The following is a 24632-nucleotide window of genomic DNA, read 5'->3' on the forward strand; positions in this document are numbered from 1 at the left end:
CTATTAAGTTTCAAATTTTCTAAGAGTCAAATTCAATTAATATGACTCTTAGAAAGGTATATTTATTATTTTTGTTTGAATCTTATTTGATTAAGATGCTTTTAAATTTTGCAATGTTTTTAAGAGCCATTCCGGTTCCACGAACTACTGCTCTTAACGGATCTTCAGCGATATAAACTGGCAAATCTGTTTTTTGAGAGATACGTTTGTCAAGACCTCTTAACATAGATCCACCACCAGCTAAATAAATACCTGTATTGTAGATGTCTGCAGCTAATTCAGGAGGAGTTTGAGATAATGTTTCCATTACAGCATCTTCAATACGTTGAATCGATTTGTCTAATGCTTTTGCAATTTCACGGTAAGAAACGTCAACTTGTTTTGGTTTACCGGTAAGTAAATCTCTACCCTGGACAGACATATCTTCAGGAGGTCCGTCTAAATCTTCGATAGCGGCTCCAATTTGAATTTTTATTTTTTCAGCTGTACTTTCACCAACAAAAAGGTTGTGTTGTGTACGCATGTAATAAACGATATCATTTGTAAAAACGTCACCTGCAATTTTTACAGATTTGTCGCATACAATACCGCCTAATGCAATAACTGCAATTTCTGTAGTACCACCACCAATATCAACAATCATGTTTCCTTTAGGTTGCATAATATCGATACCAATACCAATTGCTGCTGCCATAGGCTCATGAATCAGGTAAACCTCTTTACCGTTTACTCTTTCACAAGACTCTTTTACAGCTCTCATCTCCACCTCAGTAATACCAGAAGGAATACATACTACCATTCTTAAAGCTGGAGTAAACATTCTTTTTTTCAATGCCGGAATACTTTTGATGAACATATTGATCATCTTTTCTGAAGCATCAAAATCTGCAATTACACCATCTTTCAAAGGCCTTATGGTCTTGATGTTTTCATGCGTTTTACCCTGCATCATATTGGCTTCCTTACCAACAGCAATGATTTTGCCTGATATTCTATCACGTGCAACGATCGACGGACTATCAATAACAACTTTATCATTATGTATGATTAAAGTGTTTGCGGTACCAAGGTCTATCGCAATATCCTCGGTCATGAAATCAAAAAATCCCATAAGTTTTTTAGGGGTTTAAAATGTTATAAATTATTTTGAACAAAGTTAAACAAATTAATGTTTAAAATGACGTGTTCCTGTAAATACCATTGCAAGATTATTTTCGTTGCAATAATTTATGCTTAATTCGTCTTTTATTGAACCTCCCGGCTGAATTACAGCTGTTATTCCTGCTTTTTTAGCTAATTCTACACAATCCGGAAACGGAAAGAAAGCATCACTAGCCATAGAAGCGCCTGTTAAATCAAAGCCAAAAGCTTTAGCTTTATCAACAGCTTGTACCAAAGCATCAACTCTTGACGTTTGGCCTGTACCTGAAGAAATTAAAGTTCCGTTTTTAGCAAATACAATCGTGTTTGATTTTGTGTTTTTGCATATTTTAGAAGCAAAGATCAAGTCTTCTATTTCCTGAGCAGTAGGTTCTGTAATAGTAACGGTTTTTAAATGCTCTTTAGTATCTGTAATATTATTTCTGTCCTGAATTAACAAACCATTAAGACATGTTCTCACTTGTCTTGACGGTAATTCAACTTCATTTTGAACTAATATGATTCTGTTTTTCTTTTCTTGTAAAACGTCGATTGCATCATCGTCATAACTTGGAGCAATTACTACTTCACAAAACAATTTATTGATTTCCTGAGCTGTAGCTAAATCAATTTTAGTGTTTGCAATCAAAACTCCGCCAAATGCTGATGTTGGATCGCAAGCCAGCGCAGCTAAATAAGCCTCACTGATTGTTTTTCTTGAAGCTAAACCACAAGCATTGTTATGTTTTAGAATCGCAAAAGTTGGTCCGTCAGTTTTAAACTCATTGATTAAGTTTACTGCCGCATCAACATCTAATAAATTATTATAAGACAATTCTTTTCCGTGAACTTTTTTGAACATTGCATCAAAATCTCCAAAAAAGAAACCTTTTTGATGTGGGTTTTCACCATATCTTAAAACCTGACCGTCTGCAATACTTTCTTTATAGATAGTTTCGTCAGTATTAAAATAATTAAAAATCGCACCATCATAATGAGACGAAACGTGAAATGCTTTTGTAGCAAATAATCTTCTGTTTTCAAGAGTTGTAGCTCCGTTTTGTTCTGTGATCAAATCAAGAAGCAAGCTATATTCGTTAACAGAAGCCACAATTACAGTGTCTTTGAAGTTTTTTGCACCGGCACGAATCAATGAAATTCCGCCAATGTCAATTTTTTCAATAATATCTTGTTCGCTTGCACCAGAAGCAACAGTTTTTTCAAATGGATACAAATCAACAATAACTAAATCAATCTGCGGAATATCAAATTCCTTCATTTGCTGAACGTCACTTTCGTTATCCTGACGGTTTAAGATTCCACCAAAAATTTTAGGATGTAATGTTTTTACTCTTCCGCCAAGAATTTCAGGAAATGAAGTAATATCTTCAACCGGAACTACAGGAATTCCCAGATTTTTTATAAAATCTTCTGTTCCTCCAGTAGAATAAAGTGTTACGTTTTGTTCGTGTAATTTTCTAACGATTGGCTCTAGTCCATCTTTCGAAAAAACAGATATTAATGCTGATTGTATTGTTTTAGTTGTGCTCATTGTGTAGTTATGATTTTCAGACTGCAAAAGTAGTTTTTTTAAATATTATTTTAAAGAAAATTAATGTAACATTATGCTAAAAAAATCTACTGATGAGTAAGTTAACTTTTATTAGGTTTTTGATTTTAATTTATTGAATTTTACTTTAACGAATAATACATAAATATGCTGCTTTATCTAAGGTTATTGAAAGAAAGTTTTCGCTTTGCCATAAACGCTTTACGAAATAATAAATTACGTACCTTATTGTCACTGTTAGGTGTTACGATTGGTATTTTTTCGATTATTGCCGTATTGGCAGCAGTAGATTCTTTAGATCGAAAAATTTCGAAAGATTTAAGCAGCCTGGATAAAAATACGATTTATTTAATGAAATATTGTTTCGGGCCTTCTGAAATCCCACAATGGAAAAGAGAGCAGTTTCCTAATGTAAAATATGATGAATACATCAATCTGAAAAACTCACTAAATAATACAGATCAGGTCGCTTATCAGCTTTTTGTAAATCATGAAACTTTAAAATACGATTCAAAAACCGTTAGTGATGTCAATATTGTTCCGTCGTCTAACGAAATGGTCGATATTGAGGGTTTAAGTTTTGATAAAGGAAGGTTTTATAATGAATCCGAATCAAATTCCGGAAGTCCCGTTATTGTTTTAGGATATGATATTGCCGAAGGACTTTTTGGAACAAGTGATCCCATCGGGAAAAATATCCGTTTATACGGTCAGCGTTTTACTGTAATTGGTGTAATAGCTAAACAAGGTGCAGGTTTTTTTGGAGATAGTAATGACACATCAGTTTATTTGCCAACTAATTTTTTACGAAGAATGTACGGCGACAGCGATGCTATGACTCCGGTTATTGTTTTAAAACCGGTAAAAGGTGTAGATATGGATGCTTATAAGGCAGAAGTCGCTCAAAAATTAAGAGCAATTCGTGGAATGAAAGCAGGCGAAATGGATAACTTTTTTATAAATGTACTTTCTGGTTTTACTGATTTTGTTGACGGTATTTTAGGAAGTCTAAGGTTTGGTGGGATTTTTATAAGTTTCTTCTCTTTTCTTGTTGGTGGTTTTGGAGTTGCAAATATTATGTTTGTTTCTGTAAAAGAACGTACGAACTTAATTGGAATTCAAAAATCTTTAGGAGCAAAGAATCGATTTATATTATTTCAGTTTTTGTTTGAAGCTGTTATACTTTGTTTAATTGGTGGAATAATTGGTTTATTGATTGTTTTTCTAATGTCTGTTCTTTTAACCAATTTATTAGATTTTGAATTTGTTTTGAGTTTTTGGAATGTAGTTATCGGAGCAGGATTATCAATTCTTGTTGGAGTAATTTCCGGAATTCTTCCTGCAATTTCAGCAGCAAAACTAGATCCGGTTGAAGCGATTAGAACCGGGATGTAGATTTTTTTTTTGAAGGTTCAAAAGGTTAAAAAAAGGTTCAAAGGCTCAGAGTCGCAAAGGGACAAAGGTTTTGTAAAAGAGTTTAAAGTTGCAAAGGGGAGAAGTTTTTAGTTTGTTTAAATTCCGGAGGAACTATTTATGTTGTTGTTACGGAATTTATTCCGTTGAATATGAAATTGATTTTTTTGAATTGCCTCCAGCTTTAGCTGGAGATCTAATTATAGATAAAGATTTAGGCTTTAGCCAAATAATTTTAGATCATACTTTTTTAAGAAAATCTATTATAATAAAAAATCCCAAGATTTATTTCTTGGGATTTTTTGTTGTGCTCAATATGCTTTTTGAAGCTCTTATCTGTCTTTTAATAATTTTTCCAGAAACTCAACTTTTTCTTTTTCTGCCAGAAGCATACGCTCATAAAGTTCAATTATTTTATCTAATGGGTTGAAAGAGCAATTAACAGGATTATTTATTCCATTAGCAACACTATTATCATAAAATGTATTGAAATAATTAATCATATTTTCTTCGGTAAAGTTTTTTATAGCTTCAACACTTACTCCAAGAGCTTTTGCAATTTCTGTAAGTTTTTCATCTTCTATCGTTTCGCTATTTTCTATTGCAGATACAGTTTGCTGATTTGTTCCTAAAGCTTGTGCCAAGGCTTCTTGTTTCATGTCTCTAAGTTCACGAATACGGCTAATTTTTCGCCCTATATGATTTGGTTTTGTTACTGTGCTCATAATTCAAAGATATTTATATTACTTTAAATGGAATCGGTTTGAAACTCTTATTTTTCTTTTAATAATTTTTCCAGAAACTCAACTTTTTCTTTTTCTGCCTGAAGCATACGCTCAAAAAGTTCCACTACTTTATCTATTGGGTTAAATGTACAATGACTAGGGTTGAACATTCCGTTTATTCCATTAGTAAAACTATTGTCGTAAAAATTATTAGTATAATTAATCATATTTTCATTTGTAAAGTTTTTAATTGCTTCAGTATTTACGCCAAGAGCTTTTGCAACTTCTGTAAGTTTTTCATCATCTATGGTTTCACTGTTTTCTATTGCAGATACAGTTTGCTGACTCAATCCTAAAGCTTGTGCCAAGGCTTCTTGTTTCATGTCGCGAAGTTCGCGAATACGACTAATTTTTCGCCCTATATGATTTGGTTTTATTTGTTCGCTCATAATTCAAAGATATTTATATTACTCTAAAGAAAATTGGTTTTGGTAAAAAACAGGCAAAATTATGTTTGATACATTTTCATGTAGATTGCTTGGGAACAAAACATTATTAGTAAAAGGCAAAGGATAAAAGTACAATTTTTCATACAATTATTAATCAATTAAGATTGAAATTGTAAATCAGGAAATATTCCGGAGGAATTAAATATTGGTAGCAACGGAATTTATTCCGTTGAAATTGTAATTGTAGATTAAGAAGTTCCGTAGGAACGACACATATTCAAGGTTTGATATAAAAAAAAATCCCAAGAAATAAATCTTGGGATTTTATATGTTTAAGAAGTCCGAAAACTATCTAATCGTATTATTTTGAATCAAATCGATATACAAATTAATTTTGTCTTTCAATTCTTTTCTAGGCGTGATAAAGTCTAAGAAACCGTGTTCTAATAAGAACTCTGCAGTTTGAAAACCTTCTGGTAAATCTTTTCCTGTAGTATCGCGAACAACACGAGGACCGGCAAAACCAATCAAAGCTCCAGGCTCAGAAATATTAATATCACCTAACATGGCGTATGATGCAGTCGTTCCTCCAGTAGTTGGATCAGTACATAGAGAAATATAAGGTAATTTTGCTTCGGCTAATTGGGCAAGTTTTACAGATGTTTTTGCTAATTGCATTAATGAATAAGCAGCTTCCATCATACGAGCTCCACCAGATTTAGAAATCATTACAAAAGGCAATTTGTTTTTGATCGCGTGATCAATACCTCTGGCAATTTTTTCTCCAACAACAGCTCCCATAGATCCACCAATAAAGGCAAAATCCATACAACAAATTACAAGTTCTTTTCCTTTAGATTTCCCCACTCCGGTACGCACAGCGTCTTTAAGGTGAGTTTTCTCCATTACATCTTTCAATCTTTCTGCATATTTTTTTGTATCCACAAAATGCAAAGGATCTTTTGATGTCATGTTTTTATCTAATTCAACAAATTCATTATTGTCGAATAAAATTTCAAAATAGGTTGCGCTTCCAATTCGAACGTGAAAATCATCTTCAGGGCTAACAAATAAGTTTCTCGCTAATTCGTCAGCATCAATAATTTTTCCAGTAGGAGATTTGTACCACAATCCTTTCGGAACGTCCATTTTATCTTCGGTCGCAGTTGTAATCCCTTTTTCTTGTCTTTTAAACCAAGCCATTTGTTTAGTTTTCAGTGTTCAGTAATCAGTTCCAGTGTTCAGTTTAATAATTAGTTTTTAGTTTTCAGCACTTGCAGGCTGAAAACTGAAAACTGTTACTGATCACTTTTTATTATAGTGTATTTATGTTATTCAAGTCTGCAAAAGCTTGCTCAAGTCTTGTATTGAATGTCACTTCGCTTTCACGTACCCATTTTCTTGGGTCATAATATTTTTTGTTAGGAACATCAGAACCCTCTGGGTTACCAATTTGAGTTTTTAAATAGTCAATGTTTTTAACCATATAATCACGAATTCCTTCAGTGTATGCAAATTGTAAATCTGTATCAATATTCATTTTGATAACTCCGTATCCAATAGCTTCTCTGATTTCTTCAAGTGTAGAACCTGAACCTCCGTGAAAAACGAAATCTACCGGGTTAGCACCAGTTTTGAATTTGTCTTGTACGAAATCCTGAGAGTTTTTTAAGATTTTTGGAGTCAATTTTACGTTTCCTGGTTTGTAAACACCGTGAACGTTTCCAAAAGCAGCTGCAATAGTAAATTTAGGACTTACTTTAGATAACTCTTCGTAAGCATAAGCTACTTCTTCTGGCTGAGTATATAATTTTGAGCTATCAACATCAGAGTTGTCAACACCATCTTCTTCACCACCTGTAATACCAAGTTCGATTTCTAATGTCATTCCCATTTTGCTCATTCTGGCTAAATATTCTTTACAGATCTCAATATTTTCTTCGATTGGCTCCTCAGACAAATCGATCATATGAGAACTAAATAATGGTTTTCCTGTTTCTGCAAAATGTTTTTCAGAAGCATCTAATAAACCATCAATCCAAGGCAATAATTTTTTTGCGCAGTGGTCAGTATGTAAAATTACAGTCGCACCATAAGCTTCTGCTAAAGTATGAATGTGTTTTGCTCCGGCGATTCCACCAGCGATTGCTGATTTCTCGTTAGCGTTAGATAATCCTTTTCCAGCGTTAAATTGTGCTCCTCCGTTTGAAAATTGAATGATAACTGGCGCGTTTAGTTTTGCCGCAGTTTCAAGAACTCCATTGATTGTACTAGACCCTGTAACATTTACAGCTGGTAAAGCAAAACCTTTTTCTTTCGCATAATTAAAAATCTCCTGTACTTGATCTCCTGTAGCTACTCCCGGTTTAATATTGTGTGCCATTGTAATTTTTTTTATAGTTGTTTTTAGTTTTTAGGTTGCAAAAATAAGAATTAATTAGCATTAGAAAGGATAATTTATCCCAAAATTTAAAACCGAATGACCAAAATTGTATTCTTTGAACCAGCGGTCTCCCTTCTCATGCGCCGGATTATAAGTCTTAAAGCCTAAATCTAAACGAATAACAAAAAAGCTTAAATCGTAACGTAAACCAAATCCTGTACCCAAAGCAATTTCAGCTAAATCGTTTAAGTTGTTAAATTTTGCCTTGTCATCAATCACATTATCGAGCACATTCCAGATATTTCCGGCATCTGCAAAGATCGCTCCCTTCACATCTCCAAAGATTTTGAAACGAAATTCGGCACTCATGGCAATTTTCATATTTGCCTCGTTAAAATCGTTTACCGCGTTTGTGCTTCCCGGTCCTAAAGCATAAGGCTGCCATCCGCGGTTATCATTTGAACCTCCGGAATAGTAACTTCGTGAAAACGGAATGTAATTTGAATTGCCAAACGGAATTGCGATACCAAAAAAGCTTCTTACGGCTAATACTTTTTCTTTTCCAAAATCCCAGTGTTTAATATAATCAAATTCGGTTTTTATATATTCAGAATATTCTAAGTTAAATATATCATAGTTGCCATTTGCATTTTTTGGAAGATTTGCTATACTTGAAACAGCAGATAATAAAGTACCTGCAGATTCTATCTTGGTTTTAAACTGATAAAAAGTATTATCAGCAAGATCTTTTTTAGTGGTTTTAGTAAAAGTATAACTTGTTGCTAAAATAAAGTCATTTTCGGTCAGACGTACCCTTCTTTCTTCGATACTTTCGACATCTTTATAATCAGGATCTCCCGGCTGCAAAGCGGTTTGATTGGTTAATACCTGATTTGTAAAATTAGCAGTTCCGTCAGGGATTTTTAAATTTTGATTTGCGTCAAGATTTTCTGCGTCAGTATTATAAGTATTTGCAATACCATTTAACTCATTATAAGAAGATGTATAAACTTTAAAGTAGTTATTTGGATTTAAATTTCGAACAAATTGAGCATTTAGTAATTCTAATTTTGCCGTATTGTTTCGTTTAGGAGACCAGTTATAAGAGATTCCACCAGTAAAATTCTCTTTGTCCAGACCAATATTTCTTTGCTTAGAGAAACCTCCCGAAATACTTGTGGAAGGAATCATTCTTTTTGGAATAATTTTTTCAGTTCCAAAAGGCAATAATATCCTTGGAAAATTCAGTTTTAAATCGACACCATATTCTGATACGTTAAAGAAATTATCATTTGGGTTGGCCATATCTTTTGAAGAACCAATGTTTAAACGGGTAGAAATCTCGAGAGTTTCAGCCCTGTTAAATACGTTTCTAATAGTTTCAGAAATACTTGCTCCAATTCCAAAATCCTGAATGTTAGAATGTGTTACGTCAAAAGTAGCTCCAAAACTATATTTTTTTCTTGGCGTTAAATAAACATTTGCAATCAAGGATTGCGCGGTAGAATCGCGTTTATCTACTTCATATTGAATCGAAGGATAATTAAAGATTTTTAAATTATTTAAATATCGGGAAGAAAGAGTCGTTCTGGTGTCAGAAAAAGTGCTTCCCTTATTAATAAAGATAGCATCAGTAATAGCTCTTGGTTTGTATTTTAGTTTTTTGTAACTGTATAAATTAAAGTTGTTATAAGTCGTACTATCCGCAATTTTTGCCTTTGCATTTGCAGGAGAATAATCCGTGTAAATGTTTACATCGCTTATTTTATATAATTTAAAAGGCTCCGTTCTGCTGGAGTCTCTTTCCTGAATATTGTTGTTATTTACAATCAGCGTTACATCGGCTTTATTCTTTTTACCTATAGTATCAATATCAAAAGTAACATAAGTAGGCTGGAAAAAATAAGCACCGTGGTTTCTAAAATAGGTAGTAAGGCGGTTTTTTTCCTCTTCAAAATCAGCTGTTTTATATTGTTTTCCGGTTTTTAAAAATGATGGTTCATTGTTGTTTTTATATAATGAATCCAAAGCCGGAGTCATGATATTTGTTTTTATAGTGTCAAGGGTATATGCCGGACCAGTTGTAATAAGATAATTTATTTTAGCTTTTTTTCTGGCAACACTATCAATGCTGTAATCTGTAGCAACATTAAAATAACCATTATTAAAATAGTAGAACTTTAAACGCAAAAGAGATTTTTTTGTTTTTGCGGTATCGATAATTACAGGAGGCTCGCCTGTATTTTTTAAGAACTCATTAATTCCTTTATTTATAAAAGACTGCCCAAGTCTGTCTACTTGTTTTGCAGATAAAATTTTTGCCTGTCGCTCATATAAACCCGGATGATTTTTAAATTTTGCCTGATAAGTAGAATCTGGATTTAAATTGGCTAAATTGTATAAATTTAAACGTAAACGGTATCCTAACAGAGTACCATTTGGTTTTTGGTACATTTGGTTAGAGGCTATTTCATCATTGGTTTGCTTTCCGTTTACCAGAATATTGTTTTTAACGAGAAGGTTTTTTCCATCAGGAACTCTTTTTACAGCATTACAACCGCAAATAAATATTGCTATTAGAATAAATGCTGTTATTTTTGTGGAATTCTTTTTCAAGTGTTCTTAAATATTTAATTCAAAAGTACATTATTTTATGGTTAGTAAAAACCAAATAAAACTTATCTCAGGTTTACATCAAAAAAAGCAACGTTTTGCAAATCAATTATTTTTTGCCGAAGGGGTAAAAGTAATTCAGGAATTGTTGTTATCCAATTTTGAATTAGAGCATTTATACACGACTCTAAATGATTTTGAAGAGGTTCATTCTTCAAAACGTACGCTTATTAATGAGCAGGAACTTAAAAAAATAAGTGCCTTATCAACTCCAAATTCATGTTTGGCGGTTTTTAAAATCCCGTCCGAAAATAAAATAATCAATTCGGGTTTGATTTTGGCTTTAGACGATATTCGCGATCCAGGAAATTTAGGAACGATTTTACGTCTTTGTGACTGGTTTGGAATCAAGCAAATTATCTGCTCAAAAGAAACTGTCGATATTTATAATCCAAAAGTAGTGCAGGCGACAATGGGGTCGATTGCAAGGGTAAATGTGAATTATGTTGATTTGAAAAGTTTTATTGCAGAAACTAATCTTCCCGTTTTTGGAACTTTTATGGACGGAGATAACATTTACCAATCTAATTTACCTCAAAACGGCATCATTATTATGGGTAACGAAGCCAACGGGATTTCATTAGAAATTGAAAAAATGGTTACAAGCCGACTTACAATTCCAAGGTTTGGAGAGCTGCAAAAAACGGAAAGTTTAAACGTAGCTACCGCAACTGCAATTATTCTTAGTGAATTTAAACGAAATACTTAGGATTTTGTTTTAATGAAAAGTGAAATTTATTAAAATTGCCCTTGATTTCATTGAATCAATGTTTCCTGTCCACGGGCTTGGTCCATTTGCCGGATTGTCCCGAATTAATTCATCTGTAATACCAAACATACCTCGAATAGAAGGAGAAAATATGAAGTATTCAGAGAAAATATCAATTCCAAAACCAAGCTCATAAGCCGCAGTCCATTGTTTTACCCTGAATTTACCCTCGAAATTATCATCTTTTGATTTCGAATTACTAGATAAATTTAATGTAGTAGACATTCCTCCAACTAAATACGGACGGATATTTCCGGTACGCAAAGAAGAGAATTTCAACAATAAAGGAAAATGGATATAAGTACTGTTTACTTCTCTCAAATAGTCTTTTTCAAGAGCCAGGTTTGGATAATACAAATCGCGTTTTGTGTAGTATAAACCTGGTTCAAAACGAAGATTAATATATTCCTGTAATCTTAAATCAGCGACAACACCAACATTAAAACCGGTAGTCTTTTTTACCTGAATATCCTGAGCAGGATTTTTATAGTCAAATTTAAAATCGAAACTATTAAATCCCAAGTAATATCCAAAATACAGGCGCTGTTTTTGCCAGTTTTCAAGATTTATAATTGGATCCTTGCTAAACATGCTTTTAGCAAATTGAGAATATCCTTGCGTCGTCGTTAAGACTAATAAAATTAAGACTACAGTTTTTTTCATACTATTTTTTAGATGCAGAATAAATTGTTGCGACACCAAAAGTTTGAGGCATAGCCACAACATCTATAAACCCAATTTTTCTCAAAATATTGTTCAGGGCTTCTCCATAAGGAAAAACAGCAGCAGATTCAGACAAATACCCATAAGCAGAATTGTCTTTAGAAAACAATTTCCCGATGATTGGAAGTATGTTTTTGCTGTAAAATTTATAGCCTTGTTTATAAGGTGTTTTGTCCGGTACAGATGTTTCCAGAATAACAAAAACTCCGTTTGGCTTTAAGACTCTCAAAATTTCAGCAAATCCTTTTTCTAAATTCTCGAAATTCCTAACGCCAAAACCAACTGTTATAGCATCAAAATAATTGTCGCCAAAAGGTATGTTTTCTGAGTCTCCCAGAACTAAATCAATAGTGTTTGCTAATTTTTTTTCTTCAACTTTCTTTTTTCCAACTTCAAGCATTCCTGCAGAAATATCCAGGCCAATTATCTTTTCGGCATTCGTTTGTGCCATTAAAATGGCTAAGTCACCAGTTCCCGTTGCAATATCAAGAATGATCTTGGGCTTTTTATCTGAAACAATTTTTAGTACTTTTTTTCGCCACTTAATGTCAATTCCAAATGAAATTACACGATTCAAATTGTCATAGTTCCCAGAGATGTTATCAAACATTTGGGCAACTTGCTCTTTTTTACCTAAAGAAGAGTCTTTATATGGGGTTATTTTTTCAGACATTTTTTTTATTTACGCAAATATAATACAATCTGACTTAACTGTAATTGAGTTTTTTAATTTGTAAATAAATGTTTTAGGCAAAGGTTCGTAATTGGTTATTGAATTTTTATTTTTTGGCTATCACCAGAAGTAGGTATCACTAAAAAATCACTGAAAGTGGGTATTGTGGGATGCCTATTTTATAGCCAACTTTGCCTCAGTTAAAAGAAAAATTTTAATGATTGATGGAATAATAGGCTAAATCAAATGAATACTTTTTTGCACTGGTAATTTCATTTGTTCTGAAGTAGTTTTGAAAGTATTGTTCTTGGGGCCAATACTCTTTTTTAAAGTGCGAAATACGTTCTTAGGATTAAATTTGTTTTTGGAAATTTTAATTTTCTTGCCTTTAATATCTTAGTGGTATTTGTTATTAAAGGCGCTTTTGAGATTCGTTCTCAAATAACATTAAATGTTATTCAGTTATTCAAATGTTTCTAACATTTGTGATTTTTTTTACCAAAACTATTTCTGGAATAAGTCAGATCTAAAAGTCAATCGTTTTTTAAAAAACATCCTTCACAAGAGGATGTTTTTTTATTTCCTGATGTAGGTTTCGTAAGTATAATCATAAAGATGCTTATCATCTTTAAGGTTTTCTTCAGATTCTACAAGCTGCCATTCGTTATTATTAATTTTAGGAAAAAAAGTATCAGCTTCAAAAGTATGATGCACTTTAGTGATTTCTATGATATCAGTGTAAGGCAAAGCCAGATTATAAATTTCTCCTCCGCCAATAATGTATGAATCTTCATTTTCAGGACATGCAGCAATTGCATTTTCGATACTGTCAACCACAATGCAACCTTCCGGATTGTAATCCTTTTGACGCGTTATTATCACGTGAACTCTGTTAGGAAGTGGTTTTGGAAAGCTTTCAAAAGTTTTTCTTCCCATAATGATGTGATGATTCGTTGTAAGCGATTTGAATCTCTTAAAATCATTTGGTAAATGCCAAACCAATTCATTGTTTTTTCCAAGTGCGTTATTTTCGGCAACAGCCGCTATCATTATAATCATGGTATTCTAAAACTAAATTTTATTTTCAGTATCCTCATTTATTCTGGATTCTAATTGACTAATTCTTTTTTGCTGCAAAGCAACAAGTCGGTCAATTTGTTCTCTTTCCCATTTTTTATTCATGAACCTGTCTGTGATATATACCTTTATAAAATGCAAAATAAAGATAAAGAACCATATTGTGATGGCCCAAATACACCAGTTTTGTTCTGTGTTAGCCCCAAAACCAAAAAATCTATTGGCAATAAATATAAATAGACTTCCTAGGAGAAAAAGTACAAAATGAAAATACAGGATTTTTTTTTGTCTAAGTCTTCTTCGGGCATATTCGTATTGTTCGTGCACTTCTTTTTCCATAAGATTTAAATGAGGTTATAAAGTTAAAATTTATTTTGTAATCACCCTATTTAGATTCTGTAATATTTCGTCTAAAATAGACAGGGAGTTTTAAATTCAAAATTTTAACGGGCTTTATTTATTGATATATCTAAAAAAATAATTTGTTTTTGATATTATCACAAATCGGATGTGAAGATATCAAAAGTTCATGTGAATTTCTGTAATTTAGTATATAAATCTAAAAACTAAATAGTTATGTCTTTGAAGAAACAATTTATTAAAACAAAGCCGGTTTGTAAGGTAACATTCTCTATAGATGCTAAAGACGCAAATTCGGCAGCGGTTGTTGGTGATTTTAACAACTGGAATATTGAAGAAGGAACTTTGAGTAAGTTAAAAAACGGTACTTTTAAAGCTACTTATGACTTGGTTAAAGATGCAATTTACGAGTTTAAATACGTAATTGATGGAAGTTATGTTAATGATCCGGAGGCAGATTCATATAAATGGAATGATTTTGCCGGAAGTGAAAATAGTGTATTAGTTGTGTAAAAGAGACTATAAAAAAATCCGCTTAATTCATTAAGCGGATTTTTTTATACTTTATACAGCAACACTTCCTTTTATTCCCGCATGCGGTTCATAATCAACAAGTGTGAAATCATTATAATCAAAATCAAAAATATTTTTGATCTTTGGATTTAAGATCATTTTTGGTAATGGTTTAGGCTCACGTGTTAATTGCAATTCTAATTGTTCAAAATGATTGTTGTAAATGTGTGCATCTCCAAATGTGTGAATGAATTCGCCATATTCTAAGTCGCAAACCTGAGCAATCATCATGGTCAATAATGCATACGAAGCAATATTAAACGGAACTCCTAAAAATATATCAGCGCTTCGTTGATATAACTGGCAGGATAATTTTCCTTTTGTTTCTCCTTTTTCAAGGTCCGGACTACTTACATAAAACTGAAAAAAGGCATGGCAAGGAGGTAAGGCTGCTTTATTATTAGCTACGTTTTCTTCAAATGATTTTTTTGTATCCGGTAAAACCGATGGATTCCAGGCCGAAACCAACATTCTTCGGCTGTTTGGGTTAGTTTTTAGTTCTGTAATCAATTCAGAGATCTGATCGATTTCTTCACTATTCCAATTACGCCATTGATGTCCGTAAACAGGTCCTAAATCTCCATTAGAATCTGCCCAGGCATCCCAGATTTTCACTCCGTTTTCCTGAAGATATTTTATGTTTGTATCGCCTTTTAAAAACCAAAGCAATTCGTAAATGATCGATTTTAAGTGTAATTTTTTGGTTGTAACCATTGGGAAACCTTCACTTAAATCAAAACGCATTTGGTAGCCAAAAACACTTTTGGTTCCTGTTCCTGTTCTATCTCCTTTTTGACAACCGTTTTCTAAAACATGTTGTACTAAATCTAAGTATTGCTTCATAGTTGTTTATTCGGTTATTCGTTGGATTGTTTAATCGATTAACCGAATAAACAAATTCACGATTAAACAATAAGAATTATCTTTTTGAGATTTCGTCTCTGATTTTAGCCGCTTTTTCATAGTCTTCCTGAGAAACAGCCTGATCTAAAAGTTCATTTAGTTCTTGCAAACTATGTTTAGCATAGACATCTCCGGATTGATTGCTTTCTTCTTCATGACCAAAAGTTTCCGGATTAGAAAGCACATCATCAATTTCCTGAGAACCCTGATCTGTCTCGGCAGTATTTGATTTTAAATAAATACCTGCTTTGTCTAAAATGTTTTTATAAGTAAAAATTGGAGCGTTGAAACGTAGCGCTAATGCAATGGCATCAGACGTTCTCGCATCAATAATTTCTTCGATTTTGTCTCTTTCACAAATTAAACTGGAATAAAAAACACCGTCAACAAGTTTGTGAATAATCACTTGTTTTACGACAATATCAAATCTTTCTGCAAAGTTTTTAAATAGATCGTGTGTTAGCGGGCGTGGAGGTTTAATCTCTTTTTCTAAAGCAATAGCAATTGACTGGGCTTCAAAAGCGCCAATAACAATTGGTAATTTTCTTTCGCCATCAACTTCATTCAAAATTAAGGCATAAGCGCCATTTTGAGTTTGACTGTATGAAATTCCTTTTATGGATAATTTTACTAGACTCATATATGTGGGTAAAAAAGGGCAATTAATGCCTCATTTTAATACTTTTTTTGATTGGAAAATAAAGGTGCAATTTTAATCAAAAAATATGGAACAAAAAAGCCACCTAAAGCAAAGATACGATTATCTTATTTTTAGGCAGCTATATTTTTATAGAGAATTTTTAAATTAAGAATGTTGTGCTTTGAAAGCTTTTAATTTCTCAATTAATTTAGGAACAATTTCAAAAGCATCTCCAACAACACCATAATCGGCCACTTTAAAGAAAGGAGCTTCCGGATCATTATTGATAACCACTTTTACTTTTGATGAGTTAATACCCGCAATATGCTGAATTGCTCCAGAGATTCCTATTGCAATATATAAGTTAGTTGCAACAGGTTTTCCTGTTTGTCCAACGTGTTCGCTGTGAGGTCTCCATCCTAAATCAGATACTGGTTTAGAACATGCAGTTGCAGCTCCCAGAACTGCAGCTAAATCTTCAACTAATCCCCAGTTTTCCGGACCTTTTAATCCGCGTCCTCCAGAAACTACGATATCAGCATCAGCAATAGATACTTTTCCGCTAACTTTTTCTACAGATTCTACTTTTACTCCAAAATCATTGTCACCAATTGATGGATTAAAATCTTCTTCAGATGCAGATCCTGCACTTTCGAAAATTCCGTAAGAGTTTTTGGCTAAACCAAGAACTTTTATATCTGTATTGATTTCTGTAATATTGAAAGCCTTGTTTGAGAAAGCATTTCTTTTTACCTGAAAAGGTGAAGTGCTAACGGGTAATCCAACAACATTTGATGCGAAACCAGCGTTTAAAGCCACGGCAACTAATGATGAAAGATAAATACTGTCTGTAGTCGAAGAAAGTAAAACTACTTTTGTGCCTTCTTTTTCAGCAGCTTGTTTAATAACATCGGCGTAAGCCTTAGCTGTAAAACCTGCTAATTTATCGTTGGTTACTTTTAATACTTTATCAACTCCGTATTTAGATAATTCGCTTACATCGCTAATGTTAACAGTTAAAGCGGTTACGGTTGTACCTAAAGTTTCTGCTACTTTTTTAGCATATGAAGCTAATTCAAAAGCAACTTTTTTAAATTTTCCTTCTGCAGATTCTGCATATATTAATATTGACATAATTTTTTTGTTTAAGTTTAAAGTTTTAGGTTTCAAGTTTGTAAACTGAAAACTGCGACTGAAAAACTGATTACTAGATTACTTTCGCTTCGTTGTGTAATAAATTAACTAACTCATCTAAATTATCAGGAGAAACTAATTTTACTGCTGATTTAGGAGCTGGTTTTTCAAATTTCACTGCTTTTGTATTTACAGGAGCATCAACTGGCTCAAGAATAGTAAGTGCTTTTGTTCTTGCTGTCATAATTCCTCTCATGTTCGGGATACGCAAGTCTTTTTCTTCAACAAGACCTTTTTGTCCACCAATTATTAAAGGTAAAGTAGTGCTTACAGTTTCTTTTCCACCATCAATTTCACGAACCGCTTTTACATTATTACTATCAACAGTAATAGAGGTACAAGAGTTTAAAAAGTTAGAACCTGTAATTCCTGCGATCATTCCAGGAACCATTCCTCCATTATAATCTAAAGATTCTTTTCCTGCAATTACTAAATCGTAACCACCATTTTTAATTACTTCAGCAAGCTGTTTTGCAACAAAAAAACCATCAGTAGGATTTGCGTTTACACGAATTGCTTCGTTTGCACCAATTGCCAATGCTTTACGTAAAGTTGGTTCAGTATCAGGACCTCCAACATTTACTACAGTTACAGTAGCGCCTTGTTGTTCCTGAAACCAGATAGCACGTGTCAAACCAAACTCGTCATTAGGATTAATTACATATTGTACACCGTTGGTATCAAATTCTGAATCACCATTGGAGAAGTTAATTTTTGAAGTAGTATCAGGCACGTGGCTGATGCAAACTAATATTTTCATAAGTATATATTTTATAATTTATAATATGCTTTGACAAATTTAGAAATTAAAATCGGAATAATATACTATGCGTGCATAATATTTTTTAAAAACTATTACGATTTCGCAGATTATGAAATTTAGAACTCTTTTTGGTGCAAACTAAAATATATAATTCATTCATTTGTACTGATTCTTAGGAATTTTGCAAAGCGGAGAATCTGAGCAACTATTAAATTTGGGCTGAATTTATCTTACTTTACCAATGATTGCATTTTAGAGAAATAATTCTGTTAATTTTAGAATTAAACAAAAAGACCTGAATTTGTAAATTAAGCATTTTGATAATGAAAATATGCTATTATATCGATTTCGTAAATGTCACAATAATTTTTAAAAAGTTAAAAGCGCAGGGCAGGAGTAAGATCATGTGATTTTAAATCTAATTTATGCTTTTAAGTTATTTAAAATATTTATTTTTGCTCTTCAGAAAATTCAACATACAATATAAATATGAGAACAATACAATTTAGAGAGGCCATTTGCGAAGCGATGAGCGAAGAAATGCGTCACGATGAATCCATATATTTAATGGGCGAAGAAGTTGCAGAATACAACGGGGCATATAAAGCTTCAAAAGGAATGCTTGCTGAGTTTGGCGAAAAAAGAGTAATCGATACTCCAATTGCTGAGCTTGGTTTTACAGGAATTGCAGTAGGATCAGCGATGAACGGTTGTCGTCCTATTGTGGAGTACATGACTTTCAACTTCTGTTTAGTAGGTATTGATCAAATTATAAATAACGCTGCTAAAATGCGTCAAATGACAGGAGGACAATTTAATGTGCCTATCGTTTTTCGTGGACCAACTGCTTCTGCAGGGCAATTAGGAGCGACTCACTCACAAGCTTTAGAAAACTGGTTTGCTAATACTCCGGGACTTAAAGTTGTTGTACCTTCAACTCCTTATGATGCAAAAGGACTTTTAAAATCTGCAATTCGTGATAATGATCCTGTAATCTTTATGGAGTCTGAGCAAATGTATGGTGATAAAGGCGAAGTACCGGACGGAGAATATACAATTCCGTTAGGAGTTGCTGATGTTAAACGTGAAGGTAAAGATGTAACTATTGTTTCTTTTGGTAAAATTATCAAAGAAGCTTTTATTGCAGCTGATGAATTAGAAAAAGAAGGTATTTCATGCGAAATTATCGATTTAAGAACAGTTCGTCCTATGGATAAAGATGCAATCTTAAAATCTGTTAAAAAAACAAACCGTTTAGTAATCTTAGAAGAAGCGTGGCCATTTGCAAGTATTTCATCTGAAATTACATATATCGTTCAGGAACAAGCTTTTGATTTTCTTGATGCGCCAATTCAACGTATTACAACTGCAGATACACCTGCGCCTTACTCTCCTGTTTTACTAAAAGACTGGTTGCCAAATGCCGCTGATGTAGTAAAAGCAGTAAAGAAAGTAATGTATAAATAGTAAACAAAACATACTTATAAAACTTCATCAGTCATATTAATTGATGAAGTTTTTTTTTGCCAGATTATGAAAAGAATAATTTTACTCAGCCTATTTTTTGTATTTGCGCTTGCAAATATTGCTACTGCACAAACGAAAGTGAGCGGAATTGTTTTGGATAAATCTAATCAGCCAATACCTTTTGCAAATGTCGTTTTTAAAGGCTCGAATACCGGAATAGTTTCTAATGAAGACGGACGTTTTTATCTGGAATCTCCAATTACTTATACGGCTTTATTAGTTACATCTGCAGGATTTTCAGATAGGGAAGTTCCATTGGAGAAAGCAGTGAACTATGATTTTAAAATAGTTTTAAGCGAAGCTGAGGCATTAAATGAAGTTGTAATCTTTACGGGAAAAACTTCTAAAAAAAATAATCCGGCACTGGATATATTGAGAAAAATTTGGGAAAGAAAACGTAAAAACGGGCTTTACCAATTTAACCAATATCAAATGCAAAAGTACGAGAAGGTTGAGTTTGATATGAACACAATTGATAGTGCTTTTATGAAAAACAAACTCTTTAAAGGAATGGAGTTTGTGTTTAATCATGTTGATACTTCAGATGTTACCGGAAAAACTTATTTGCCAATCTTTATCAATGAATCTGTTTATGATGTTTATGGCGATAATAAATTAAAGAAAGTAAAAGAAAATCTAAACGGAAGTAAAACATCCGGTTTCAACGGAAATCAGCAAATCTTATCATTTGTAAAAGATCTTTATTCAGATTATAATATTTACGATAATCACCTTACCTTTTTTGACAAAAGTTTTACAAGCCCGCTTTCCAAAACCGGAATTGATGTTTATAATTATGTCCTGAAAGACAGTGCTTACATCGATAAAAAATGGTGTTATAACATTGTATTTTATCCAAGACGTAAAAATGAATTAACTTTTAAAGGAGATTTTTGGGTAAACGATACCACTTTTGCGATCAAGAAAATTAATATGGGTGTTACTAAAAGCGCCAATATTAACTGGGTAAAAGATATTTATATAGAGCAGGAATTTGAAGTAGAAAATGATTCTGTTTTTCTATTGACCCGCGATTATATGATGTCGGATTTTGCTTTGAATAAAAAAGAAAAATCTAAAGGAGTTTATGGTAAAAGAACAACTTTGTATCGTAACCATAAATTTAATCTTCAAAAACCGGAGAAGTTTTATAAAGAAGAAGTCAATTTTATAGATAATGCTGTTTATGAACGACCGCCGGAATTTTGGGATGAAAATCGTTTTGAAAAATTAAACAAGGATGAAGCCGGTATTTATAAAATGCTGGATACTTTGCAAACGGTCAAGCGATTTAAGCAACTTTATAATTTAGTTTCTATTTTAGGAAGTGGTTATGTGGAGTTTAAAAATTTCGACTACGGTCCTATTTTTTCTACGTTTGGATATAATGAAGTTGAAGGATTGAGATTAAGAGTAGGTGGAAGAACTTATTTTGGACCAAACGATCCATGGCGTGTACAAGCCTATACCGCTTACGGATTTGATGATAATAAATTCAAATACGGAGTTTCAGGAAAGTGGATGGTTGACAAGAAAAAACGTGTCATCATTTCTGGAGGAAACAGGCGTGATATCGAGCAAATTGGTGCCAGTTTAACCACGACAAATGATATTTTAGGACGAAGTTTTGCTTCTTCGGCATTATTTACAACAGGAAGTAACGGAAAACTAACCAATATTAATTTGAGTAACGTTTCGGTAGAAATGGAGCCCATAAAAAACTTTGTTGTTCAGGCTGGTATTTCATATAGAACATTAGAATCGGCATCACCAACTTTTAGTTTAGATTATTATACGACTTTGCCAACGCCAGCAAATCCTGCAGGTGTAATACAAAGTGCAGTAAAACAGTTTGAAGCCAATGTACAGTTTGAACTTATGCCAAAACGTAAAACTATTGGTTTTGGAGTTGAAAGAGATCTTGTAGATAGTCCGTTTAGTCATTTCTTTGTTAATTTTAGTTATGGACTTAAAGGAGTTATGCAAAGTGATTTTGCTTACGAGAAAATACAATTATTCTACAAGCAACCTATTATTATTGGACCATTAGGAAGATCAAATATTATTCTAGAAACGGGGAAAACCTTTGGTACAATTCCGTTGGGATTAATGAGTGTAATTCCGGGTAACCAGACTTATTTTACGATAGAAAACACGTTTAGTAACTTAAATTTCTACGAGTTTATTACAGATCAGTACACTACTTTACAATGGAATCATGATTTTGGCGGAAGATTATTTGCCAGAGTGCCGTTTATGAGAAAACTAAACTGGAGAGAATTCATTGGCGTAAAAGGAGTTTACGGAACAATCTCAAATGCTAATAGAGCAATCAACGCATCAGATCAACCGTACAATGCGCCAGAAAATGTATATTGGGAATATAATGCCGGAATTGGAAATATCTTTAAGGTATTCCGTATCGATTTCTCCTGGAGAGGAAGTTATTTAAACACTCCGGATGCTAATAAATTTGCAGTAAAAGGATCTTTCGGATTTTATTTCTAACCATCATTTAGATTCTTCGCTTTCATAATTATAATTAACAAATAATATTTTATGAGTGAAAACCAAGTGGGTAATAAAATGAGCTGGACAACTAATCTTAGGGTTGTAGCAACGATTAGTGTGATTGTTGTACATGTTACAGCAGAGATTTTATATCAATATGGTTATGTCTCGAATTTTGTTTGGTCAACAGGAAATGTTTATGATAGTTTAGCGCGTTTTTGTGTGCCTGTATTTGTGATGCTAACCGGAGTATTGATGTTAAGCAGAACATATGAATTAAACGAATTCCTCAAAAAAAGATTTTCACGAATAGTTTTACCTTTCTTATTTTGGAGCCTTGTTTATGCAATGTTTGCAGTAAACGATAATATTTCTGCAGGTCATGAAATGTCTTTTTTGGAAATTATCGAATGGGTAATTCATCTATTACTAAATGGCAGTTCTTATCATCTCTGGTATATTTATATGATTATTGGGATATATCTATTTGTACCCATCATAAGTAAATGGATTCAAAACGCTACGGAAAAAGAAATCTTATATTTTATATCCATATGGATTTTTACTTTATTTATCAATCAGCCAGTTTTATGCACATTCAGAATTAATATCGATTTAACCTATTTTTCGGGGTTTATTGGATATTTGGTTTTAGGATATTATTTGTCAATTAAGTCTTTTGCTTATAGTAAGAGAATAATTAATGTGATTGCGGTCTTTCTAATCTTTATTGGAGTTAGCATTACTATATTCGGGACCTATTTTTTATCTCACGAGAACAATAATTTTGAAGGATATTTTTATGATTATGATACTTTAAACGTTTTAATGGTCTGTGTTGGTCTTTTTCTTTTCTTTAAGAATTTAGAAATCTCTAATCCAACAGTACTAAAAATTAGTAATTTTATTAGTAAATACAGTTATGGGATTTATCTGCTACACATTCTAATTTTACGATTCTTGTGGGCAATTAAAATAGATTATGATTTTATACATCCCTTATTTGCAATTCCTTTAGTAACTTTAATTTGTTTATTGATTTCGATTTTGGTTATATATTCATTAAATAAATTGCCTTATGGGAAATATATATCAGGATAGAATAATTTAAAAATCTGCGTGAAAACAAACTTTGCGACTCCGCATCTTTGCGAGAGATTTTTATTTAATTTTAGGAGCTATTCCGATCCCGAAGCTTCGAACCGCACAAAAGGATTTCCACTTCAAACGAAGTTCACTGAACTCCGATTAAAATGAAAATTAAGTGAAGTAATCGGGGCTAAAAAAAACTCTCAGATATGCAAGAAGCTATTGATTTTCTATCCACTAAAAATCCAATATTTCAGGAAATCATTGAGAAGTATGGATTACCGCAAATCCCGAAACGTCCGCAAGGTTTCGAAACTTTGGTATTGCTGATCCTTGAACAGCAGGTTTAGATAGATTCGGCGAAAGCCACATTCTTAAAAATAAAAGCTTACACGACTTGCAATCCAGAAACAATGTCGGTTTTATCAGATGAAGAATTTAGAAATCTTGGTGTAAGTCGGCAAAAAACAAAATATATTAAAATTCTGGCTGATGCTGTTTTAAGCAAAGAACTTGACATTGAAAGTTTATCCTCAAAATCAGCAAAAGAAGTTCGGGAAGAGCTCATTAAATTAAAAGGAATAGGAAATTGGACCATCGATATTTACTTAATGTTCTGTCTTCAGGAACCTGATTTAATTCCGTTAGGCGATATTGCAGTTATAAATACGATCAAAGAATTGCTTAATATTCACGATAAACTCGAAATGGAAATTCATGCACAACAATGGAGTCCGTATCGCTCTTATGCCACATATTTGCTGTGGCATTATTATTTAAATAAACGAAATAGAAAGATTACCTATTAACTGTCTGTTATATAAATGGAAAAGTATATTAATTAATGAATAAATACATAGATTAATGTGCTTTTTGTATTGCAAAAAAGGATTCTTTAGTTACTTTTGCAATCGAAATTATAGAAATAATAAAAAACGAAAATGACCGCAGACAAACTAACAACTTTCGATGTATTAATCGAAATACCACGTGGAAGTAGAAATAAATACGAGTACGATTTTGAAATCAAAAGAATGCGTTTTGACAGAATGTTATTCTCTTCAATGATGTATCCTGCTGATTACGGATTTATTCCTGAAACTTTAGCACTTGACGGAGATCCTCTTGATGTATTGGTTTTGGTAAACGAACCAACTTTTCCAGGATGTGTTATGGAAGTAAAACCAATTGGTGTTTTCCATATGGCAGATGATAAAGGACCGGATGAAAAAATTATTTGTGTACCTGTTTCAGATCCAATCTGGAACTCTTTGACAGATCTTTCAGATATGAACCCACACTTAGTGAAAGAAATTGAGCATTTCTTTCAGGTTTATAAAGATCTTGAAAATAAAAAAGTAGATGTAGAAGGATGGGGAGACGTAAACGAAGCTTTTGCAATTATTGCTGAGTGTACAAAACGTTTTAACGATATTGAAAATAAACCAGAGGGATTATTTAGTATTAAATAAATTTA

The 24632-nt window shown here is 32.7% G+C and carries 24 protein-coding genes; 9 read left to right on the top strand and 15 right to left on the bottom strand.

All coding sequences use genetic code 11. The features are described from left to right. Positions 1-82: 82 nt before the first annotated feature. Together BXU01_RS11240 and purH are read right to left on the bottom strand one after the other, a co-directional pair. Positions 83-1111: a rod shape-determining protein gene (locus BXU01_RS11240; protein ID WP_007804822.1), complete on the bottom strand. Its 1029-nt coding sequence runs from the start codon at positions 1109-1111 to the stop codon at positions 83-85. 54 nt (positions 1112-1165) lie between these two features. Further along, positions 1166-2692: a bifunctional phosphoribosylaminoimidazolecarboxamide formyltransferase/IMP cyclohydrolase gene (purH, locus tag BXU01_RS11245; RefSeq protein ID WP_083693311.1), complete on the bottom strand. Its 1527-nt coding sequence runs from the start codon at positions 2690-2692 to the stop codon at positions 1166-1168. 165 nt (positions 2693-2857) lie between these two features. Here purH and BXU01_RS11250 point away from each other — a divergent pair, with 165 nt between their 5' ends. Next, a complete protein-coding gene (locus BXU01_RS11250) occupies positions 2858-4105 on the top strand; it encodes an ABC transporter permease (RefSeq protein WP_083693312.1) in 1248 nt (415 codons plus the stop codon). Between the two features lie 350 nt (positions 4106-4455). Here BXU01_RS11250 and BXU01_RS11255 read toward each other — a convergent pair whose 3' ends face one another. The 5 genes from BXU01_RS11255 to BXU01_RS11275 form a co-directional block, all read right to left on the bottom strand. After that, the gene (locus tag BXU01_RS11255) at positions 4456-4848 is read right to left on the bottom strand and encodes a helix-turn-helix domain-containing protein (RefSeq protein ID WP_083693313.1); all 393 of its coding nucleotides are present in this window, start codon (positions 4846-4848) and stop codon (positions 4456-4458) included. Between the two features lie 47 nt (positions 4849-4895). Further along, positions 4896-5297 carry a helix-turn-helix domain-containing protein gene (locus BXU01_RS11260; protein ID WP_083693314.1) on the bottom strand — a complete coding sequence of 134 codons (402 nt, stop codon included), beginning with the start codon at positions 5295-5297 and terminating at the stop codon, positions 4896-4898. A gap of 348 nt (positions 5298-5645) precedes the next feature. After that, the gene (gene accD / locus BXU01_RS11265) at positions 5646-6500 is read right to left on the bottom strand and encodes an acetyl-CoA carboxylase, carboxyltransferase subunit beta (protein WP_056190173.1); all 855 of its coding nucleotides are present in this window, start codon (positions 6498-6500) and stop codon (positions 5646-5648) included. Positions 6501-6612: 112 nt separating this feature from the next. Further along, the gene (gene fbaA, locus BXU01_RS11270) at positions 6613-7680 is read right to left on the bottom strand and encodes a class II fructose-bisphosphate aldolase (RefSeq protein WP_083693315.1); all 1068 of its coding nucleotides are present in this window, start codon (positions 7678-7680) and stop codon (positions 6613-6615) included. Between the two features lie 60 nt (positions 7681-7740). Continuing rightward, complete coding sequence (locus BXU01_RS11275; protein WP_083693316.1) at positions 7741-10296, bottom strand: BamA/TamA family outer membrane protein; 2556 nt, start codon at positions 10294-10296, stop codon at positions 7741-7743. Positions 10297-10333: 37 nt separating this feature from the next. On the opposite strand from BXU01_RS11275, the gene BXU01_RS11280 reads away from it, so the two are divergent. Continuing rightward, positions 10334-11062: an RNA methyltransferase gene (locus tag BXU01_RS11280; RefSeq protein ID WP_083693317.1), complete on the top strand. Its 729-nt coding sequence runs from the start codon at positions 10334-10336 to the stop codon at positions 11060-11062. Positions 11063-11071: 9 nt separating this feature from the next. Here BXU01_RS11280 and BXU01_RS11285 read toward each other — a convergent pair whose 3' ends face one another. From BXU01_RS11285 to BXU01_RS11300, 4 genes are all read right to left on the bottom strand, one after another. After that, complete coding sequence (locus BXU01_RS11285) at positions 11072-11785, bottom strand: porin family protein (RefSeq protein WP_055097187.1); 714 nt, start codon at positions 11783-11785, stop codon at positions 11072-11074. Position 11786: 1 nt separating this feature from the next. Beyond that, a complete protein-coding gene (gene ubiE / locus BXU01_RS11290; RefSeq protein ID WP_055097184.1) occupies positions 11787-12518 on the bottom strand; it encodes a bifunctional demethylmenaquinone methyltransferase/2-methoxy-6-polyprenyl-1,4-benzoquinol methylase UbiE in 732 nt (243 codons plus the stop codon). A 576-nt stretch (positions 12519-13094) separates the two neighbouring features. After that, on the bottom strand, positions 13095-13577 hold the full coding sequence (locus BXU01_RS11295) for a dihydrofolate reductase (RefSeq protein ID WP_083693318.1): 483 nt from the start codon (positions 13575-13577) through the stop codon (positions 13095-13097). Positions 13578-13589: 12 nt separating this feature from the next. Continuing rightward, positions 13590-13934 (bottom strand): 2TM domain-containing protein, encoded by a 345-nt coding sequence (locus tag BXU01_RS11300; protein WP_083693319.1) that lies wholly within the window; start codon positions 13932-13934, stop codon positions 13590-13592. 237 nt (positions 13935-14171) lie between these two features. On the opposite strand from BXU01_RS11300, the gene BXU01_RS11305 reads away from it, so the two are divergent. After that, the gene (locus tag BXU01_RS11305; RefSeq protein ID WP_083693320.1) at positions 14172-14468 is read left to right on the top strand and encodes an isoamylase early set domain-containing protein; all 297 of its coding nucleotides are present in this window, start codon (positions 14172-14174) and stop codon (positions 14466-14468) included. A 51-nt stretch (positions 14469-14519) separates the two neighbouring features. On the opposite strand, the gene BXU01_RS11310 is transcribed toward BXU01_RS11305, so the two are convergent. From BXU01_RS11310 to BXU01_RS11325, 4 genes are all read right to left on the bottom strand, one after another. After that, positions 14520-15371, bottom strand: a complete 852-nt coding sequence (locus BXU01_RS11310) for a thymidylate synthase (RefSeq protein WP_083693321.1) — start codon at positions 15369-15371, stop codon at positions 14520-14522. A gap of 76 nt (positions 15372-15447) precedes the next feature. Further along, positions 15448-16071: a bifunctional nuclease family protein gene (locus BXU01_RS11315; protein WP_042566126.1), complete on the bottom strand. Its 624-nt coding sequence runs from the start codon at positions 16069-16071 to the stop codon at positions 15448-15450. Between the two features lie 165 nt (positions 16072-16236). After that, positions 16237-17205, bottom strand: a complete 969-nt coding sequence (locus BXU01_RS11320; protein WP_083693676.1) for an electron transfer flavoprotein subunit alpha/FixB family protein — start codon at positions 17203-17205, stop codon at positions 16237-16239. Positions 17206-17278: 73 nt separating this feature from the next. Beyond that, positions 17279-18025 (bottom strand): electron transfer flavoprotein subunit beta/FixA family protein, encoded by a 747-nt coding sequence (locus tag BXU01_RS11325; protein ID WP_083693322.1) that lies wholly within the window; start codon positions 18023-18025, stop codon positions 17279-17281. A gap of 492 nt (positions 18026-18517) precedes the next feature. Here BXU01_RS11325 and BXU01_RS11330 point away from each other — a divergent pair, with 492 nt between their 5' ends. The 6 genes from BXU01_RS11330 (at position 18518) to BXU01_RS11350 (ending at position 24627) form a co-directional block, all read left to right on the top strand. Beyond that, positions 18518-19495, top strand: coding sequence for a pyruvate dehydrogenase complex E1 component subunit beta (locus BXU01_RS11330; RefSeq protein WP_055097167.1), 978 nt, complete (start codon positions 18518-18520; stop codon positions 19493-19495). A gap of 66 nt (positions 19496-19561) precedes the next feature. Beyond that, the gene (locus tag BXU01_RS11335; protein ID WP_083693323.1) at positions 19562-22063 is read left to right on the top strand and encodes a DUF5686 and carboxypeptidase-like regulatory domain-containing protein; all 2502 of its coding nucleotides are present in this window, start codon (positions 19562-19564) and stop codon (positions 22061-22063) included. A 51-nt stretch (positions 22064-22114) separates the two neighbouring features. Then, positions 22115-23167: an acyltransferase gene (locus BXU01_RS11340; protein ID WP_083693324.1), complete on the top strand. Its 1053-nt coding sequence runs from the start codon at positions 22115-22117 to the stop codon at positions 23165-23167. A gap of 197 nt (positions 23168-23364) precedes the next feature. Beyond that, positions 23365-23505 carry a hypothetical protein gene (locus BXU01_RS23880; RefSeq protein WP_255373747.1) on the top strand — a complete coding sequence of 47 codons (141 nt, stop codon included), beginning with the start codon at positions 23365-23367 and terminating at the stop codon, positions 23503-23505. Beyond that, positions 23506-23964, top strand: a complete 459-nt coding sequence (locus BXU01_RS11345) for a DNA-3-methyladenine glycosylase (RefSeq protein ID WP_255373766.1) — start codon at positions 23506-23508, stop codon at positions 23962-23964. Positions 23965-24096: 132 nt separating this feature from the next. Continuing rightward, positions 24097-24627 (top strand): inorganic diphosphatase, encoded by a 531-nt coding sequence (locus BXU01_RS11350; RefSeq protein WP_055097158.1) that lies wholly within the window; start codon positions 24097-24099, stop codon positions 24625-24627. Positions 24628-24632 lie beyond the last annotated feature (5 nt).

Source organism: [Flexibacter] sp. ATCC 35103 (assembly GCF_001975985.1).
Taxonomy (GTDB): domain Bacteria; phylum Bacteroidota; class Bacteroidia; order Flavobacteriales; family Flavobacteriaceae; genus Flavobacterium.

Coding starts and splice junctions, on each gene's coding strand:
- BXU01_RS11350 (WP_055097158.1), top strand. CDS start 24,097: ATGACCGCAGACAAACTAACAACTTTCGATGTATTAATCGAAATACCA.
- accD (WP_056190173.1), bottom strand. CDS start 6,500: ATGGCTTGGTTTAAAAGACAAGAAAAAGGGATTACAACTGCGACCGAA.
- BXU01_RS11305 (WP_083693320.1), top strand. CDS start 14,172: ATGTCTTTGAAGAAACAATTTATTAAAACAAAGCCGGTTTGTAAGGTA.
- BXU01_RS11340 (WP_083693324.1), top strand. CDS start 22,115: ATGAGTGAAAACCAAGTGGGTAATAAAATGAGCTGGACAACTAATCTT.
- BXU01_RS11325 (WP_083693322.1), bottom strand. CDS start 18,025: ATGAAAATATTAGTTTGCATCAGCCACGTGCCTGATACTACTTCAAAA.
- BXU01_RS11240 (WP_007804822.1), bottom strand. CDS start 1,111: ATGGGATTTTTTGATTTCATGACCGAGGATATTGCGATAGACCTTGGT.
- BXU01_RS11295 (WP_083693318.1), bottom strand. CDS start 13,577: ATGATTATAATGATAGCGGCTGTTGCCGAAAATAACGCACTTGGAAAA.
- BXU01_RS11335 (WP_083693323.1), top strand. CDS start 19,562: ATGAAAAGAATAATTTTACTCAGCCTATTTTTTGTATTTGCGCTTGCA.
- ubiE (WP_055097184.1), bottom strand. CDS start 12,518: ATGTCTGAAAAAATAACCCCATATAAAGACTCTTCTTTAGGTAAAAAA.
- BXU01_RS23880 (WP_255373747.1), top strand. CDS start 23,365: ATGCAAGAAGCTATTGATTTTCTATCCACTAAAAATCCAATATTTCAG.
- purH (WP_083693311.1), bottom strand. CDS start 2,692: ATGAGCACAACTAAAACAATACAATCAGCATTAATATCTGTTTTTTCG.
- BXU01_RS11310 (WP_083693321.1), bottom strand. CDS start 15,371: ATGAAGCAATACTTAGATTTAGTACAACATGTTTTAGAAAACGGTTGT.
- BXU01_RS11315 (WP_042566126.1), bottom strand. CDS start 16,071: ATGAGTCTAGTAAAATTATCCATAAAAGGAATTTCATACAGTCAAACT.
- BXU01_RS11320 (WP_083693676.1), bottom strand. CDS start 17,205: ATGTCAATATTAATATATGCAGAATCTGCAGAAGGAAAATTTAAAAAA.
- BXU01_RS11330 (WP_055097167.1), top strand. CDS start 18,518: ATGAGAACAATACAATTTAGAGAGGCCATTTGCGAAGCGATGAGCGAA.
- BXU01_RS11260 (WP_083693314.1), bottom strand. CDS start 5,297: ATGAGCGAACAAATAAAACCAAATCATATAGGGCGAAAAATTAGTCGT.
- BXU01_RS11300 (WP_083693319.1), bottom strand. CDS start 13,934: ATGGAAAAAGAAGTGCACGAACAATACGAATATGCCCGAAGAAGACTT.
- BXU01_RS11285 (WP_055097187.1), bottom strand. CDS start 11,785: ATGAAAAAAACTGTAGTCTTAATTTTATTAGTCTTAACGACGACGCAA.
- fbaA (WP_083693315.1), bottom strand. CDS start 7,680: ATGGCACACAATATTAAACCGGGAGTAGCTACAGGAGATCAAGTACAG.
- BXU01_RS11255 (WP_083693313.1), bottom strand. CDS start 4,848: ATGAGCACAGTAACAAAACCAAATCATATAGGGCGAAAAATTAGCCGT.
- BXU01_RS11250 (WP_083693312.1), top strand. CDS start 2,858: ATGCTGCTTTATCTAAGGTTATTGAAAGAAAGTTTTCGCTTTGCCATA.
- BXU01_RS11280 (WP_083693317.1), top strand. CDS start 10,334: ATGGTTAGTAAAAACCAAATAAAACTTATCTCAGGTTTACATCAAAAA.